The sequence below is a fragment of the Microcoleus sp. Z1_B2 genome (genome assembly GCF_036700325.1).
In the GTDB taxonomy this organism is placed as follows: domain Bacteria; phylum Cyanobacteriota; class Cyanobacteriia; order Cyanobacteriales; family Microcoleaceae; genus Microcoleus.
Genome location: NZ_JAUBOQ010000014.1, coordinates 40,420 through 56,201, shown reverse-complemented (window position 1 = coordinate 56,201; position 15,782 = coordinate 40,420). Strand labels below are relative to the sequence as shown.

Below are 15,782 nucleotides of genomic sequence, written 5' to 3'. Positions count from 1 at the left end.
ATTCATGCCAATTATGAGGACTGAAGTCCTCACTACAAACTTAGGTGACAGCAATTATGAGGACTGAAGTCCTCACTACAAACTTAGGTGACAGCAGAGGAATTTGTTTGTTGTAAGTCATATGTTGCACCATTCTCAATTAGCCTTTTAGGAACAGGCTTTCCGGCCTGTTCCACAAGAAAATTTATCTGTTGTGGAACAGGCCGGAAAGCCTGTTGCTGACAAGCGCCCCCTACAATTATTGACTGCTGAGTGCTGACTGCTGACTGAGTTGCTTAGGAGCATCCTCTGTGCGGTAAAGTTTTTTTATGAACAATAACGACTACCCCAACGCCCTTGATACTGACACGGAACTGGAAAGCCCTTTGGATCAATTTGACGAATCCGAACCCCCGCTGCCAGATCCCGATGAAATGCTGCCAATGCTTGCATCCCCGGAACCTCAGCACCGGATGATTGCGGCGCGGGCTTTTTGCGAACTGCAGGACGATCGAGCAATTTCGCATTTAATTAATTTATTGAGAGACGGTTGCCCCTTGGTGCGGGTAAGCGCGGCTTATGCTTTGGGGCGAAATCCGAGTCCCGATGCTGTGGAACCACTGATTCTTCAACTTAACCGCGACTGGAACGGTTACGTTCGCAAAGGGGTAGTTTGGGCCTTGGGAAATTGCAGGGATCACCGCGCTTTGCCATCTTTAATTGATTCTCTGAAAACTGATATTTCGGCGGTGCGTTTGTGGGCGGCGAGTTCTCTGGGTCAAATGGCAAAAGTTGGTTACTATGTGGTGATTGCGGCGATTCCGCCGTTGATTGAAGCGCTGCGGGGAGATTCTGTATCTGCTGTGCGGAGCAACTGCGCTTGGGCGATCGGGCAACTGGCTCGCGAATTGCCGAATAATATAGTGTACGCTGGGGCGATCGATGGTCTAATTGAAGCTTTAGAAGAAGATGAAGACATGGGCGTGCGGGAAGATGCTAAATCTTCACTTTTGCGAGTTGGCGACCCGCGCGGATTGCAGATAATTGAAGATTTAGAAATGGAAGGAATTTTGTGATATAATTATCACATTGAAACACCATTTACTAATTATCAATTATGAATTTCATCAACCCTAAGACAGATTTTGGTTTCAAAAAAATCTTTGCTTCGCCCCAGAGCAAAGAAGTTTTGATTAGCTTCCTCAATGCTATGCTCTACAACGCAGAGCCGACAATTAAAGACTTAGAAATCATCGATCCCTACGCCGCGCCTAGCGTTACTGGATTAAAAGACACTTACCTGGATGTCAAAGCAAAAATTACGGGCAACAAAACTGTAATTATCGAAATGCAGGTCATCAATGTAGAAGCTTTTACTAAGCGCGTCATATATAATGCAGCCAAAACCTACGCCACTCAACTCAAACGCAGAGAAGGCTACTCAAAATTAAATCCTCTCATTGCTCTCACAATTACGGATTTTATCCTGTTTGAAAATACCGAAAAGTTTCTCTCACATTTTGTATTTAAAGAAGTCGAAGAAAACTTCGAGTATTATAGAGAAATAGAGTTAGTTTTTGTTGAACTACCAAAGTTTAACAAAAAATTAGAACAAGTTGAAAATCTGATTCAAAGCTGGATTTATTTTATAAAAAATGCTCCTGAACTGGAGGAAATACCGGATAAATTGGCGTCAGTACCCGAAATTCAAACAGCTTTTAACATTGCTAACAGGTCTACCTTAAACCTTGACGAGTTAGCATCATTAGAAAAGCGGGAAATGTTCTTTGAAGACCAACGCGGTGCTGTTATTAAGGGGATGCAAGAAGGTCGCCAAGAAGGTCGCCAAGAAGGTCGCCAAGAAGGTCTAATTGAGGGGCAAACAGCATTAATCCTGCGTCAAGTCGCGCGGCGCACTGGTGAAATTGCGCCGGAAATTCAAACTCGCATCCAACAGTTATCTCTCGAACAATTAGAGGATTTAGGAGAAATATTGTTAGATTTTACCAGTCAAGAGGATTTGATAGCTTGGCTGGAATCCGTGTCAGCATGAATTTATAAATTTTGCACTCCTGATACTAAATCCGGCTTTAATACCTCGTTCATTCTTTATTCGCCGCAGGCGGACGGTGTTTGTGTACTAGCGGTTTCAACCGCCTAGTTCCTAATCTAATAAGTCAGGTTCCCGACGCACTATCATGTCATAAAGCGGTTGAAAGCTAAACCATCCCATGCGGTGAGACCCTACTTGTTGCTGTGTCAAACGCGCACATTCTGGCTTGATGAGAATTGGTTTTCCCGCTGCTTCGGCCATTAACTGCGCTTGACAAGAACGTTCCATTGCAATAAACCACCAAGCCGCTTCATCTACTGTTTGACCTACTGTTAACAGTCCGTGATTTTGTAAAATAATCGCTTTTTTCTCACCTAAAGTTTTGGCGATGCGTTTAGCTTCTTCGATTTCCAAAACAACTCCGGTGTAATCGTCAAATAAAGCTTGGTCTTCATAAAAAGAACAAGCATCTTGCGTCAGCGGGTCAAGCAGGCGGCCCAAACTCGACCAACTTTTGCCGTAGGGAGAATGGGCGTGGGCTGCTGCAATTACGTCGGGGCGGGCGCTGTGCACTTGGGAATGAATGGCAAATGCTGCTTCGTTGACGGGTTTATTTCCTTCAACAACTTCGCCTTTGTGGTTGACTAAAATTAGGTCGCTGACTCGAATTAAACTAAAGTGCATTCCAAAAGAATTGACCCAGAAATGGTCGAGGTGTTCGGGGTCGCGGACGGTGATGTGTCCGGCAATTCCTTCGCTGAATCCGAAGCGGGCAAATAATCGGAATGCGGCGGCTAAACGCTGTTTTCGGTGGCGGCGTTCTTCTTCAACTGAGTTGAATGTTGGGGGTTGAAAAGTGACTTTAGGGATTTTTATTGCAACCATAGATTTTATTTTGTAATGTAGAATTGGTAATTGCTAATTGTGGGGCAGGCATCTTGCCGGCCCTACTGACTGGCGACTTCACTAAGGCGCAAACCAGATATATTTTGGCAGTCGAAAGTGGCGTTGTTGCCGGGGCGACGTTCTATTAATTCGATGATTTGTCCGGCGGGGTTTTGCAGAAACCACTGGGTTAATGAGCCGTAGTCTAGAGGACGCTCTGATAGCGGTTTAAAGTTTTTATTTTGCCATATTTTAGCAGCATTCTGCACGTTTTCGACTCGAATCGCGACGTGGTGAACTGCTTCTAATCCTCTTTCTTGCTGAAAGCGGTTTTTTTGGTCGCCGGCTGCGTGGGGCGCATCTAATACTACTAAGCCGCCCGCTGGCATTAATAAAGTCATTAAATGCAGCCACAAGTCGGAGGGAACGTTAATGTTTTCCGCACAAAAGTTAATCGGGAACAAGTCGGGGCCTTCGACAATTTTGGCGCCGAAGGGGTAAAAAGATTCGGCGTAGTTTTCTAGTTCGGTGCGGCTAGGGAATGTGAGGACAAAGTGGTCGATCGCAACTTGTTCGCCGTACAGGTGTGTTTCAAACGTCCAGGTTGTTAAAAATTCGGGAGTGATAAATTTGGGGTTGAATTCCAGCAAGCCATTTTTTTCGATGAAAGGTGAGTCAAAATGGCCCTCAAGGTTGCGATCGAACTTTAGGGTTTTTAGATTCAAGTTTTTCATGTATCTCACCCAATGTTAAGTCCGCCAAACGGCGAATTTTGTCTACAAGCTGAAGTTGACACACATTTGGTGCGCCTTAATTCAAAAATAACACAAAATTTAATATAGGCGAGCCGATCGCAACTCCCAAACCTTTACAAAGCAAGTATTCCCCAATCTAAAATCTAAAATCGGATGGTTTGCCGATCGCGTTCCCGGCCAACCACGCCGTAGTCCAGGCACTTTGGAAGTTGAAACCGCCCGTCACTCCGTCGATATCCAAGATTTCGCCCGCAAAGAAAAGTCCGGGACAGCGGCGGCTTTCCATTGTCTTAAAATCGACTTCTTTGAGGTTGACACCGCCGCAGGTGACGAACTCTTCTTTAAAAGCGCCTTTTCCGGCAACCTGATATTCGCCTTGAACGAGTTCTTGCAGGAGGCGATCGAGGATTTTATTCGATAAGTCGGCCCAGCGTTTTTGCTCATCAATGCCGATCGAACTTGTCAAGCGTTCCCAGAGGCGGCGCGGCACCGGAAACGGACAGCTAGAGACAATCAATCGGTGCGACAACTGGGACTTAACTGCTAGCAGTTGCTGCCGCAAAACTTCCGCATTGTACTGGGGAAGCCAATTAATCAGTACAGATGTTTTATAATGGCGATCGTGCAAAAATCTCGCACCCCAAGCCGAAAGTTTGAGTACAGCCGGCCCGCTTAAACCCCAGTGAGTAATTAGCAAAGGCCCGCTTTGTTCTAATTTAGCTCCCGGCAATTTCACCTTAGCATTAGGAACAGAAATTCCGGCTAAATCTTTGATTCTGCTATCGGAAATATTAAAAGTAAATAGAGAAGGAACGGGCAGTTCTACAGTATTACCCAACTCTTTTGCCCACTTATAACCCGATGGATTGCTGCCTGTAGCGAGAAGAATGCGATCGCACTTTAAACTCTCCCCCGACTTCAACTCAATTTCAAACCTAGGGGCGGTGTCCCCCTGTTTGCCCTCTGCGGTGTTGCCCGTTAACTTCTTTACTGAAACTACTGCATCCCCGGTGCGAATTTTTACGCCTGCATCCTCAGCAGCGCGGATCAAACAGTTAACAATTGTCGCCGAATCGTCGGTGATGGGAAACATTCGCCCGTCTTCTTCGGTTTTCAACTTCACACCGTGACCTGCAAACCATTCTACAGTATCGCGGGGTTGAAATCGAGTAAAAGCACCGCGCAGAGCTTTCCCTCCTCTGGGGTAATTCTGCACTAAAACACCCGGGTCAAAACAAGCGTGAGTCACGTTGCAGCGCCCGCCACCAGAGATGCGAACTTTTGCCAGGAGTTGCCGGCCAGCTTCTAGTAAAGTGACGCGGGCCTGCGGGTAGGTTTTGGCACAGGTAATTGCACTAAAAAAACCAGCAGCACCGCCACCTATGACTGTAATTTTGAGCATTCGATCGGACAAATTTTTTCTCGCTTATTCTGGTTCAAAATCGGATTTTGCCGCCCCGCAAGTGGGACAAACCCAATCGTCGGGGATATCTTCAAAGGGTGTACCGGGAGCTATGCCTCCGTCGGGGTCGCCTACTTCTGGATCGTAGACGTAACTGCAAACTGTACAAACGTATTTTTGCATTTGCTTAACTCAATTTTATATTGCAAGCTTATAGATTGTACTGGACAACGCAACCTAGTGCAATACCAATTTCAAACAGTAATGAGACTTTCGGCCATTACCAAATTCTTAAAAATTAAGTTTTTCACAATTATAAAATATAAAATATACACTCCTGGAGGCACTCCGACAAAGAAACCGGGTTTTTTACCGAATCTACGGGTTCCAACGCGTCTTTTCGTAAAAAAACCCGGTTTCTGGGCCCCCCATGCCTAAGTCCTAATCTAATTAAGTCTTGCACCAATCTAAAACCTAAAATCTAAAATCGTCAAAGCCTCCAAAACCGCAGTTCTAGAGGCTCGATCGTATTTTTTATTAGTTTGCTGCGATTGCAAGACTAGACTTTCGCTAAAGGCTTAGTCCAAACGCCGTTTTCATCTTCTTCGTACTGCTGGTGAATGGCGTCCCAAGCAGTGTGTTCCGCTTGTATCGAGTCGTTGCTTTCATCAAATGCGGCGTTGTAGGATTCCATAAAGGTTTTTTGAGCAGCTTCCGACAGGTGCGATCGCACTTCTGGAGATAAGTCTGCCGGACTATTGCAGCGACCTTTGACGGCGCGCGGCAGCGTCATTTCGCTAACTGAAACTTCTTCGCCGCCTGCACTTTCTAGCAAGAGTTGAAATTCGCCCGATCGGTCGGCGGCGACTTCTGCCATCACGAGAAACTCGCCTGCTTCAACGCGGGTTTGATAGATAGTTGCTTTGTCTTCCGGCATTCCCAAGGTGACTAAAGCGGAAACTAGACCCGCACCGGCCGAACCTGCGATCGCGCCGCTAGCAGCACCCAACAGTACCGCACCCAGCGGGCCCGCCGATACTACTGCACCGACAAAGGGAATAAACAGCACGCCGACGCCTGTTAGCAAACCCAAAAAAGAACCGAATAATGAACCAAAAATCGCCCCGCTTCGCAGACCGCCTAATATCACATCTTTTTTAGTAATAAAGCCGGCAATTTTAGTTTTAGATTGAAAGTTTTTTCCCATTACTGAGATGTGGTCGCGGGAAACTCCGCGATCGAGCAACCGCCGAATTACGCCGTCTAATTGTTCTTCTTCCTTAAATACGGCTGAAACTGTTCGTTCGGCTAAATATTCCTCTGTCATTGTTCCTCCTTGATGGTTTTTCGATTAGTAGTGCTGGTTTTCAGTATAGGAGGACGCTGTAGGGCGATCGCATCGACCGCGAGATAGAGGTCGATGCGACTGTGGCTAGATTGAGTCTATATCAAAGGAGTTAAAGAGGCTGGTAGTTTCCGGTGCAATCGGTTATTTCAAGCTTTTATTCATATCTAATGTACTCAGCTAAAAACACCAATTGATTTATCATTTCTTCGGCTGACTTAGCAGCAATCAAGTTAAAAAAAACCCGCAACTGATCGCCAATCGAGTACCGCTGTTGCACTCCCATAATAATTCCAGCATGACCGATATTTTGGGCAATAAAGGTACTGTGCAAACGACAAAAATCTTTAGTGTTGAAACTGTATATGGCACGCCCTTGCTCCGCTGCCCAGATCAGTTGTTCCTCATCTTAACAGCTAAGCTTGTTAGCGTCCGAGGTAGTTATTACGTCTACACCAGAGGTTCGCAGAGCGAGTATCAGCGAGCGTTGGAGAATATCCTCATCCATGTATAAACAAATTCGGCTCACGATAGCTTACCTGCCATATATTCTGCTTCCAAACGGTCATACTCTTCGTAGTAAGCTGCTATTTCGGCGTCCGTTGCTTCCTTGTTCGCGTAATAGTAAGTGAGTGCTGCATAAATTTGTGCTAAAGTCAAATGCGGTCTTTCATCAATGATTTGCTGGGGAGTCATCCCGGCATTAAAATCAATAGCAATATTCTCTACCGTAATTCTAGTTCCTGCAATTCGCGGGCGGCCGCCACAGGTTCCCGGCGTGCGGACAATTAGCGTTCCTATCTCAACAGCAGTTGTCATATTTACCTAGATTGAGTTAACTTTATTCTATTGTAACGCAGCTTCATTTCTACCCGATCGCATTTATCCAGGTTAATCAATGCCATTAGCACCCCTGTTTCCTGTCGTTCATCCCATTCTCAAATCGGCTTTTCCCGGATGTCTGTGGACGGGAGATATCAACAGCCGAGAAATTGCCCTCACATTTGACGACGGGCCTCACCGTCAGCACACACCTCAACTGTTAAAAGTTTTAGATAAATACGACATCAAAGCTAGTTTTTTCTTGCTAGGTTTTTGCGTGGATAGGCATCCAGAAACGGCTAAAGAAGTGTACGATCGCGGACACTGGATCGGTCTCCACGGCTACCAGCATATATCGTTTCCCAAACTCAAAACCCACGAACTCAAACAAAGTTTAGAAGACACGCAAAAAGCAATTGCCAAAGCTTGCGATTTAGACCCAAAATTAATCCTGGACGTGCGGCCACCCAACGGCATTTTTACGCCGCGAACACTAGAGTTATTGCAACAGTGGGAATATCGCCCTGTAATGTGGAGTGTCGTCCCGGAAGATTGGGTGAGGCCGGGGGTTAGGAAAGTTATTAGTCGCATCGTGCAGCAAACAGAAAACGGATCAATTATTGTACTGCACGACGGCTATTGCGGTGGCGAAGATGTGGCAGCCTCTGCGGATAAAATAATTCCATTGCTTTTGTATAAAGGTTACAAATTCGTGACAGTCGATCGACTGTGGGAACAAGTTTCTGCATGATTGTGTCACTGCAATCCCAAGCGCAGCAATAGCCAAGCTTTGAAATTGCTTCGCAATTCTCGGAATCACTGCGCGGCTGTGAAGGCGCTAGTCATGAGTATGTTAAGAGAAACAGGTTAAAATACCTAGTATTCTATAAAATTTGCTTCGGTTTCGATCGCCAATTGGTAAGTAGAGGAGTCTGTTCTATGATTCGATCGCACAGATGGCAAGCTATCATCGGTTTACTGGTAGCCCTGGGGATAATCATCGGGAATTTAGTGTTTCCGGGCATGAATGTACCCCCGGCATTTGCTCAAGCCAAATTTACGGATGTTAACAACCATTGGGCGCAAGCTTGCATTGAGGAGTTAGCACAGAAAAAAATTATCAGTGGCTATTACGAAGACGGCACTTTTCGCCCGAATCGCCCCGTCAGCCGCGCTGAGTTTGCGGCCATGGTTCGCATGGCTTTTCCAGATGCCCAAACCGTCCGATCTCCGATCGGCTTTGCAGATATTCCCACAAATTACTGGGGTTTTAAAGCAATTCGAGAAGCTTATCAGACGGGTTTTATGTCCGGTTACAGCGGCAGTATTTTTAACCCGACATTGAATGTTACCCGCTGGCAGGTTTTGGTAGCTTTAACCAGCGGCTTAAAATATACACCCGCAGGGCCGGCGGCTGAGATTTTGGATGCGACTTTTGAAGATGCGCGGGACATTCCCGAACTGGCTAGAAGTGCGATCGCCGCCGCCACAGAAAAACAACTTGTAGTCAATTATCCGGCTGTTAAACAGCTAGAACCTACTCGGAATGCTACTCGCGCCGAAGTAGCAAGTTTTTTCTGTCAGGCGATCGCCAAACCCGGCCAAACTGCCTTAATTCCTTCGGAATATATCGCCCAAGTTCCGGCGAATATCGGCCCGCCTCGAACAACAGAAACCTCGGAAGCGGGAAAAGTTCGGGCGGAAGTTTCTTTCGTAAAAGAAGCAGAAAATGCTAAAAATCTCCGCATCAAAATTATCCGTGACGGTAAAATTTTATTAGAAGAACCAGTGCTGATTCCGACTCGCTCTCTAGTAGATAATCCAGACAAAAGAGCCAGCGAAGAAATAGCAGAAGGACGTTTTTTATCGCTGCGAATTCGTGATTTAGACGGGGACAAGGAACCGGAAGTGCTGGCAGATTTAGTCTCAACCAAAAGCGGTGTCCGCTGCTGCAATTATTCGTTTATTTACCGCTACGATTCGGCAGCTAGCAAATACACTCATCTCAAGCATTTCTGGGGCAATGTGAGTTACGAAATTGTCGATTTGGGCAAAAATGATATCCCAGAGTTTAAGAGTCAGGACGGCAGATTTTCCGAGGCTTTTACCAATTACGCTGATTCTCGCTTTCCGCTGCAAATTTGGCAGTACCGCCAAGGTAAAATGCAAGATGTTAGCAAACAGTATCCGGTGGAAATATACACGAATTCTGCTGAGCTTTGGCTGGAATCTAACAAGCGTCTGAGTGAAGATGGGGAGGTGAAAGGGGTTTTGGCGGCCTTCATGGCGAACAAGTATGTCATGGGCCAGGAGGCGGAAGGTTGGCAATTGTTGGAGAGGGTTTATCAAGGGCGCGATCGCACTCAATACTTTGGGAAGTTGCGGGAGTTTTTGGTGAGTACGGGTTATGCTAGTAAGTAGACTTGGAGGTTTTTAACCGCAGATGAACGCGGATAAACGCTGATAATATCTGTAGGGGCGGGTTTTACGAAAAATATCTAATTCCTACTAACAATATTACTAAACCCGCCCCCATACAACAGATAACCCAAGTCAACTATTCATCAAATTTACCGTCACATATTAATTTGTTTAAATAAAGTAAACTCATAACAACTTGTGAAGAAATACCCAAAATTGTGGCTTTTTGAAGCCCCAAGCTAAAATAAATATAAAATATCATAAATTTAATCACTGAAAATGGTATATCCATCTGCACCTTGGAATCTGCAAGGTTATGCTGTTGGGACTTTACAATTGGTAGATGTGGCACGAGTGCGCCCCTTGGTTCCCTCTGACTTAGAAATTGTCTCTGTATTGCCCGGAAAAACCCTAGCTGGCATTTATATATCGTCCTACGGGTTGGGTTCGGTGATGGAGTACAATGAGTTAATTGTAGTTAGTGCGATCGCCAATTATGCAGGAAAATGGGGCGCTTGGATTTCCCACATCTACGTAGACAATCCTAACTCGGTAGCTGGCGGGCGCGAAATTTGGGGACTTCCTAAAGAATTAGCTCAATTTAGTTGGGAAGGTAGCGATTCGGTAAAGGCAGCACCCCTAGGCTACCGCGTCACAGTTAGCCAAGGAAACCGTCAACTGTGCAGCCTCAATTACAGCCAGCAAACTTTAGCCTTCCCGGTGCCTTTTAGCGGAAATGTTTTCAGCGCTGACAGCAGCAATTTGCTGTTATTTAAAGGAGAATTGGGTTCTAAAATCGGCTTGATTAGAGGCGAGTTAGATGTGCCAGAAGAAAGCCCTTTTGCCAGTTTTAACTTGGGTCAGCCCTTGCTAACAGTTGCCTGCGAAAATATGCGTTTAACAGTCGCTGCGCCGGAAGTTGTAGGAAATAAATCCGTTGAATTCAGTTATTAGCTGTAAAGTGCGGATAGTCGCCGTAAAGCTAAAAAAACAGAACAGCCAGAAACGCGGTTTCTTGAACCGGGTTTCTGGCGCGGCGTATTAGTTTGAGCTACTTAGGATGGCGAATTAAATAATTTACACTCTTGAAAGTGGGAAGTAGGAGTTGGGCACTCTTAGCCCGCCCTTTCTGGACGGGCTAAGAGTGCCCATCCCACAAGAACCATCACGCATTGTAAGTTATTTAATTCTCATTCCTTACTAATCTTTTTGAGGACTTACGTATCAAACGGCTAAAAGCCGGCTTTCTTCCTAAAAAATGCGTCCTTAGCACACCCAATATTCTCCGAGAAACCGGGTTGTTTTTCGTAAGTCCTATTTTTAAATGCCAGCCCCCGGAGCGGCTTCAGCACCCATTTCTAAAATTGTACCGCGAAGGAAATCAATTTGCTGCTGGAAATCCATCCCCTCAATCTTTCCTAATAAAGCTTTTCCTGCGTCGGGAAGTTGATAGTCTGGAGGCACGGGAATAATAGTTCCTTCGTCCATTCCTACCGCTAGGAAATACCAAAAAGCCAGCTTGGTTTCAGGACTCATCGAGCCGTACATCCGGCTGATTTCAGTATTTGCTTTTGAGGCAATGTCCCGCATTACTTGTAGTTGTTCTTGGTGGGGCAGAGGCTTGACTTGCTCGAACAAACCCTGAGCGATTTCCGAACCGGAAGCACCGGGAGCCGCTGGCGTTATTGACTTGCCCATTTCGGTGTAAACAAACCACAGCAAACCTAATTGGTCGTCTACACTCAACTGCTTAATATCTGCTTTTCCTTGGTCGTAAGCACTGGTAGTAAAGGTCATTCAAGCCTCCAAAATAATATGTATTGCTCAGTTTTCTTATTTTTGAGAAAACTTTTGTTTGCTACTTAAGTTAAAGTACCTAATAAATAGTGATGCTAGAATCTTGCTTAAGACAGAGATGATCCCGGACATAAGTTCGGCGAGTAAATTCACAAAAATTGGGAAAAAGTGCAACCAAAGGATGAGGCAAATTTGACAAGATTGTTGTTAGCGAAGCTCATGATTAGCATTGTTTAGCCGATCGACGATCGCCTATAATCGCAACATACCTGTATTGAGGTGGCTGTTATGTCGATCGCAACTGCAAAACGTTTCACCATAGCGGAATATCATCGCCTGACAGAACTGGGGTTCTTTGGTGAGGACGATCGAGTTGAGTTAATCAAGGGAGAACTTGTGAAAATGGCAGCTAAAGGTACCGCTCACTCTGTTTGCGAGACACGCTTGGAACGCGAGTTATTTAAGCTGCTGGGAGAAAGGGCGACACTGCGAGGGCAACAACCGATTATTCTGCCGGATGACAGCGAACCTGAACCCGATCGCGCGATCGTGCAAAATCGCCCTGATGACTATTTATCCTGTCACCCCACAACAGCGGATATATTGTTACTGATTGAGATTGCGGATTCTTCTTTGAATTACGACAAACAAGTCAAGTTGCCCCTTTATGCTGAAGCGGCTATCTCTGATTATTGGATATTTAATTTATTAGAAATTTGTTTGGAATGTTACAGCGAACCTTATCAGAATTCGCAAGGCAAATTTGGTTATCGCGTCAAGAGAATTTTTCTGCCTAACGAAACAGTTGCCCTCCCTAATTTTGGGGATTTGTCCCTAGATTTATCTAAAGTATTTCCTCCTAGTTCGATCGGCGATAAATAATATCGTTTTCGGTGGCATCGGAATCATATATTTGGATAATGTCAGTGCGAGCGTCCTCGCTCGCGATCCATACCGTTCGCTGTGGACGCTCGCACTGCATAATAATTCCAATGCCACCAAATCAACCGGACATGATATCATTCCAAAGAAAATAGGCTGGCAAACAGCCAGCCTAGAATCAGGAGAACTTTATTTCAAACTCGTTGAAAATCTAGCTAAACAAACCCGAAATCCCGTTGACTGCTATTGCTCCAGCCAAAGCCGAAACAACCACAGAAGTCAGAGCCGTACCGAACAGCCACCAAGCTGCGGCGGCTGCCGCTTCGCGCGCATCTTCTGCTTGCTGCTTGGCCTTGTTCTTGAGCTGTTTGATGCGTTTTTTGGTTTCATTTTGCAGGCGTTCCGATCGCAATAAAACGCTGTCCCTTGCTCCTTCCATTTGGTCAACAATTCGGTGAGCCTGTGCCTCGGAAATATCGGAACGAGAACTCAGCAGGGCAACTAAAGTAGCGCGATCGAACTCACCTAAACGCTCTTTAATCGCGTCAAATCCGGCCTGCGGGTCGTCAAACACTTTGCGTAAGTCCCGCTTGATGCCTTCGTAGTTGAGCTCTGGTCGATCGAGCGAATTGAGGTAATCCCGGATTTTCCCGAAAATACCATCCATTGCTGACTGAAACTTGTCCTGAACCATTTGAACTTGTTCGACAATTTGGTTGCGGACAGATTCAATTTGGTCGGCAATTCTGTTAGCTTCCTCTTGGGAGATGTCTTCCCGCTGCGACAGCAATGCTACCAGAGTCGATCGATCGAAGTGCTTCAGGCGATCGCCCAAACTTTGCATCCCCATTCCCGGCTCGCTAAACAGCAACTGCAAATCGCGTTTGATGCTTTCAGGATTGAGTTCTTCCTTGTCCGTATTCCGCAAGTAATTTTCCAAACTGCCTTGGAAATCCCGGACTGTTTTTTGAGCGCGAGATGCCAAGCGGCGGGGCGATTTCACGATGCTGCGAATTGAATCTTGCACGCGATCGATCGTCCGATTGATCTGTTCTTCGCTCAAATCTTCCCGCTGCGAAAGCAGCTTGACTAAAGTTTCGCGATCGACCTGAGAAAGTCTGTCCCGAAGTGCCAAAGCACCCTCTTTCGGATTTTCAAACAATTTAGTCAAATCCCGATTGAGGCCTTCTGGATCGAGTTCTTCCAGGTTTGTATTCCGCAGGTACTCGCCAATTTTTGCAGTAACTTCCTCGTACTGTTGCTTAGCTCTATCTGCCACTATTTGCGGCGCGTGGATAATGTTGTCGCGCACAGATTCGATCCGGTCGATCGTCTGATTGATCTGTTCTTCGCTGAGGTCTTGGCGCTGTGACAGCAACTGCACCAGCGTATCGCGGTCGAATTGAGACAAGCGTTCTCTCAGCGCTTTGAATCCGGCTTCCGGGTCGTTTAACAGCGTTTGAAACTCGCGCTCGATCGCTTCAGGATTGAGTTCTTCCTTATTAGTATTGCGGAGATAGTCTTCTACCTTTTGCCGCAATTCTTGGGCTTTCGATTTCGCTTGCTCTTGCAATTCTTGAGCTCTTGAAATTACGCGATCGCGCGAACTTTCGAGCTGCCCGATTAACCGATCGGCTTCCTCTGGACTGAAATCCTCCCGCTGACCCAGCAACTGCACCAAAGTATCGCGGTTAAACTGAGACAGGCGATCGCGCAAAGCCTCAAAACCAGCATCGCGATCGTCCAAAAGCGCTTGGAAATCCCGCTCGATACCTTCAGGATTCAATTCTTCCTTGCCGGTCGATCGCAAATAATTCTCAATCCGACTCCGCAAATCTTGAGACTGTTCTTCACCAGCAGCAGCTTGCACAATTTCCAACACTTCTTGTCGGACACCTTCAAGCTGTTCGGCAATTTCCGTCACCTGTTCAGGAGCAAACCCCTCACGGCGGCCCAGAATCCCTACAAAATAATCGGGATTAAACATTTCTAACTGGCGCAAAACCGCCCCAGGAGAAGCTTCCGGGTCATAAATAACATCCCTAAATTCCTGCTTGATTGTCTCCCGGTTGAGATGCCAAGGTTGGGCATTCATCAAGTAGTTTTCCACATCAGCCTTAGCTGTATTGAAAGGCAGCGCAGGCACTTTGTCGCCCACCTTAGAAGCCAAAGATTTAGCTTTTTGAGTACCTTTTTCTGTCAGTTGTTGCAACTGACCGGAGATTTTTTCAACATCCAAATCAGACAAATCCGTCCGCGACAAAACAGTGCCCACAAGAGCTTCCACACCCAACTGCATCGCTCGCTTCATGCCGCTGCTGGATTCCGATTTGTTTTCCCTACTTTCTAGAATTTGAGACAGCTTGGCGTTGAGTTCGTCAGACTTCAGCAAATCTGGAGCCGCAAACTTAAGAAAATCAACCAACTCTAAATTCGGGTCTTTCTGCTCTTGCTGCTTGCCGAAAGTTTGCTTCCAAACGCCTTCTAGCTGGTCAGCAATTTGAGTTATTTCCTCTTGAGTAAAGTCTGTGCGACTCTTAACTAAATCCACAAAAGTCTGGCGGTTAACATTCTTCAGAACGTCGCTTCCCGCAAGAGATTTGATATCTGCATCGCCCAGCAACTTTTCAAATTGACCGCGAATTTCCTTAACATCTAGTTTCGGTAACTGCAAAGAACCCACATAATCTTGCAGCGTTTCGCGAATGCTATCCGGGTCTACCGCCGAACTCAATTCGCGGCGGACAGCGGCAACAGATGCCTCTACAGTATTGACCATTTGGTCGCTAGCCATCTTGCCGCCGATCGCAGCACCAGCACTACCCATCACGCCTTGAACGCCTGAAAAAGCAGTTTTTATCAAGGAACCCATCATGGAACCGACGGCGCTAGAACCGAGCCACACCAGCGTTAAAAAGTACGCCGACCAAATGACCACACCAATAATTGCCGCTCCGTCTACCGAGGCAATTGAAGTTAGTTTTACTGCCAGAAAACAAGCCAAAAATAAAGCCAGGTTAACTGTGACTAAAATCCAACCCCCGACTAAACCTTCGATTTTCCGAACTTTCTTGCCTAAAGTTTCGGACTCATCATCATCGTCATCGTCGGGTAAAGCCTCGTCCCAATTTGAGATTTTGGCGGCAATCGAGAAATTGGTTAACAGGAATTGGAAGCCGAAAGCCATGATGACTCCGGCGATTAATGCCACGAAAAACTGAGGGCTTAAAAACATCAGCCCTCCGATATCGGGGTGCTCAAATGGCACATCTATTTCTACTGGCATTTCTACTGGCATTTGGGCCATATTGAATTTGGGACTGTACAGCGAAATTAATAACTCGCTTTCAAACATAATTTACCTCCTAAGTTTTTATGCCTAACTCGGCACATCGAAAACGGCCCCCAACTTTTTTTGAGGGATCTTTGTAATCTTTAGAT

Annotated in this window: 15 protein-coding genes; 6 read left to right on the top strand and 9 right to left on the bottom strand. The window is 46.1% G+C overall.

Annotated features, from left to right (window positions below; genetic code table 11):
* Window positions 1-308 precede the first annotated feature (308 nt).
* Window positions 309-1,055: a HEAT repeat domain-containing protein gene (locus QT984_RS10435; RefSeq protein ID WP_333052910.1), complete on the top strand. Its 747-nt coding sequence runs from the start codon at window positions 309-311 to the stop codon at window positions 1,053-1,055.
* A gap of 41 nt (window positions 1,056-1,096) precedes the next feature.
* On the top strand, window positions 1,097-2,032 hold the full coding sequence (locus QT984_RS10430) for an Rpn family recombination-promoting nuclease/putative transposase (protein WP_333313880.1): 936 nt from the start codon (window positions 1,097-1,099) through the stop codon (window positions 2,030-2,032).
* A 111-nt stretch (window positions 2,033-2,143) separates the two neighbouring features.
* On the opposite strand, the gene QT984_RS10425 is transcribed toward QT984_RS10430, so the two are convergent.
* From QT984_RS10425 to QT984_RS10395, 7 genes are all read right to left on the bottom strand, one after another.
* Entirely contained in the window at window positions 2,144-2,917 is a 774-nt protein-coding gene (locus QT984_RS10425) for a class II aldolase/adducin family protein (RefSeq protein ID WP_333208643.1), read from the bottom strand.
* 62 nt (window positions 2,918-2,979) lie between these two features.
* Window positions 2,980-3,651 (bottom strand): hypothetical protein, encoded by a 672-nt coding sequence (locus QT984_RS10420; RefSeq protein WP_333208642.1) that lies wholly within the window; start codon window positions 3,649-3,651, stop codon window positions 2,980-2,982.
* Window positions 3,652-3,808: 157 nt separating this feature from the next.
* A complete protein-coding gene (locus QT984_RS10415) occupies window positions 3,809-5,074 on the bottom strand; it encodes an NAD(P)/FAD-dependent oxidoreductase (protein WP_333052905.1) in 1,266 nt (421 codons plus the stop codon).
* A gap of 24 nt (window positions 5,075-5,098) precedes the next feature.
* Window positions 5,099-5,257 (bottom strand): rubredoxin, encoded by a 159-nt coding sequence (gene rd, locus QT984_RS10410; RefSeq protein WP_333052904.1) that lies wholly within the window; start codon window positions 5,255-5,257, stop codon window positions 5,099-5,101.
* 376 nt (window positions 5,258-5,633) lie between these two features.
* Window positions 5,634-6,401: a ChaB family protein gene (locus QT984_RS10405; protein ID WP_333208639.1), complete on the bottom strand. Its 768-nt coding sequence runs from the start codon at window positions 6,399-6,401 to the stop codon at window positions 5,634-5,636.
* Window positions 6,402-6,576: 175 nt separating this feature from the next.
* Window positions 6,577-6,753, bottom strand: coding sequence for a hypothetical protein (locus QT984_RS10400; protein WP_333052902.1), 177 nt, complete (start codon window positions 6,751-6,753; stop codon window positions 6,577-6,579).
* Between the two features lie 191 nt (window positions 6,754-6,944).
* Window positions 6,945-7,238: a DUF433 domain-containing protein gene (locus tag QT984_RS10395; protein WP_333052901.1), complete on the bottom strand. Its 294-nt coding sequence runs from the start codon at window positions 7,236-7,238 to the stop codon at window positions 6,945-6,947.
* A 79-nt stretch (window positions 7,239-7,317) separates the two neighbouring features.
* On the opposite strand from QT984_RS10395, the gene QT984_RS10390 reads away from it, so the two are divergent.
* From QT984_RS10390 to QT984_RS10380, 3 genes are all read left to right on the top strand, one after another.
* Window positions 7,318-7,992, top strand: a complete 675-nt coding sequence (locus QT984_RS10390; RefSeq protein ID WP_333208638.1) for a polysaccharide deacetylase family protein — start codon at window positions 7,318-7,320, stop codon at window positions 7,990-7,992.
* Between the two features lie 188 nt (window positions 7,993-8,180).
* Window positions 8,181-9,662: an S-layer homology domain-containing protein gene (locus tag QT984_RS10385; protein ID WP_333270174.1), complete on the top strand. Its 1,482-nt coding sequence runs from the start codon at window positions 8,181-8,183 to the stop codon at window positions 9,660-9,662.
* 279 nt (window positions 9,663-9,941) lie between these two features.
* A complete protein-coding gene (locus tag QT984_RS10380) occupies window positions 9,942-10,616 on the top strand; it encodes an acetoacetate decarboxylase family protein (RefSeq protein ID WP_333270169.1) in 675 nt (224 codons plus the stop codon).
* 366 nt (window positions 10,617-10,982) lie between these two features.
* Here the strand turns inward: QT984_RS10380 and QT984_RS10375 are convergent, their stop codons facing one another.
* Window positions 10,983-11,459 carry an orange carotenoid protein N-terminal domain-containing protein gene (locus QT984_RS10375; RefSeq protein ID WP_333157866.1) on the bottom strand — a complete coding sequence of 159 codons (477 nt, stop codon included), beginning with the start codon at window positions 11,457-11,459 and terminating at the stop codon, window positions 10,983-10,985.
* A gap of 288 nt (window positions 11,460-11,747) precedes the next feature.
* Here QT984_RS10375 and QT984_RS10370 point away from each other — a divergent pair, with 288 nt between their 5' ends.
* Window positions 11,748-12,341: a Uma2 family endonuclease gene (locus tag QT984_RS10370; protein ID WP_333052896.1), complete on the top strand. Its 594-nt coding sequence runs from the start codon at window positions 11,748-11,750 to the stop codon at window positions 12,339-12,341.
* A gap of 211 nt (window positions 12,342-12,552) precedes the next feature.
* Here QT984_RS10370 and QT984_RS10365 read toward each other — a convergent pair whose 3' ends face one another.
* Window positions 12,553-15,696, bottom strand: coding sequence for an MFS transporter (locus QT984_RS10365; RefSeq protein WP_333373914.1), 3,144 nt, complete (start codon window positions 15,694-15,696; stop codon window positions 12,553-12,555).
* Between the last annotated feature and the right edge of the window lie 86 nt (window positions 15,697-15,782).

What these genes read in the sequence shown, in the direction of transcription:
- QT984_RS10390 (WP_333208638.1), top strand. Translation starts at nt 7,318, where the DNA reads ATGCCATTAGCACCCCTGTTTCCTGTCGTTCATCCCATTCTCAAATCG.
- QT984_RS10365 (WP_333373914.1), bottom strand. Translation starts at nt 15,696, where the DNA reads ATGTTTGAAAGCGAGTTATTAATTTCGCTGTACAGTCCCAAATTCAAT.
- rd (WP_333052904.1), bottom strand. Translation starts at nt 5,257, where the DNA reads ATGCAAAAATACGTTTGTACAGTTTGCAGTTACGTCTACGATCCAGAA.
- QT984_RS10385 (WP_333270174.1), top strand. Translation starts at nt 8,181, where the DNA reads ATGATTCGATCGCACAGATGGCAAGCTATCATCGGTTTACTGGTAGCC.
- QT984_RS10430 (WP_333313880.1), top strand. Translation starts at nt 1,097, where the DNA reads ATGAATTTCATCAACCCTAAGACAGATTTTGGTTTCAAAAAAATCTTT.
- QT984_RS10425 (WP_333208643.1), bottom strand. Translation starts at nt 2,917, where the DNA reads ATGGTTGCAATAAAAATCCCTAAAGTCACTTTTCAACCCCCAACATTC.
- QT984_RS10405 (WP_333208639.1), bottom strand. Translation starts at nt 6,401, where the DNA reads ATGACAGAGGAATATTTAGCCGAACGAACAGTTTCAGCCGTATTTAAG.
- QT984_RS10420 (WP_333208642.1), bottom strand. Translation starts at nt 3,651, where the DNA reads ATGAAAAACTTGAATCTAAAAACCCTAAAGTTCGATCGCAACCTTGAG.
- QT984_RS10370 (WP_333052896.1), top strand. Translation starts at nt 11,748, where the DNA reads ATGTCGATCGCAACTGCAAAACGTTTCACCATAGCGGAATATCATCGC.
- QT984_RS10380 (WP_333270169.1), top strand. Translation starts at nt 9,942, where the DNA reads ATGGTATATCCATCTGCACCTTGGAATCTGCAAGGTTATGCTGTTGGG.
- QT984_RS10375 (WP_333157866.1), bottom strand. Translation starts at nt 11,459, where the DNA reads ATGACCTTTACTACCAGTGCTTACGACCAAGGAAAAGCAGATATTAAG.
- QT984_RS10415 (WP_333052905.1), bottom strand. Translation starts at nt 5,074, where the DNA reads ATGCTCAAAATTACAGTCATAGGTGGCGGTGCTGCTGGTTTTTTTAGT.
- QT984_RS10435 (WP_333052910.1), top strand. Translation starts at nt 309, where the DNA reads ATGAACAATAACGACTACCCCAACGCCCTTGATACTGACACGGAACTG.
- QT984_RS10395 (WP_333052901.1), bottom strand. Translation starts at nt 7,238, where the DNA reads ATGACAACTGCTGTTGAGATAGGAACGCTAATTGTCCGCACGCCGGGA.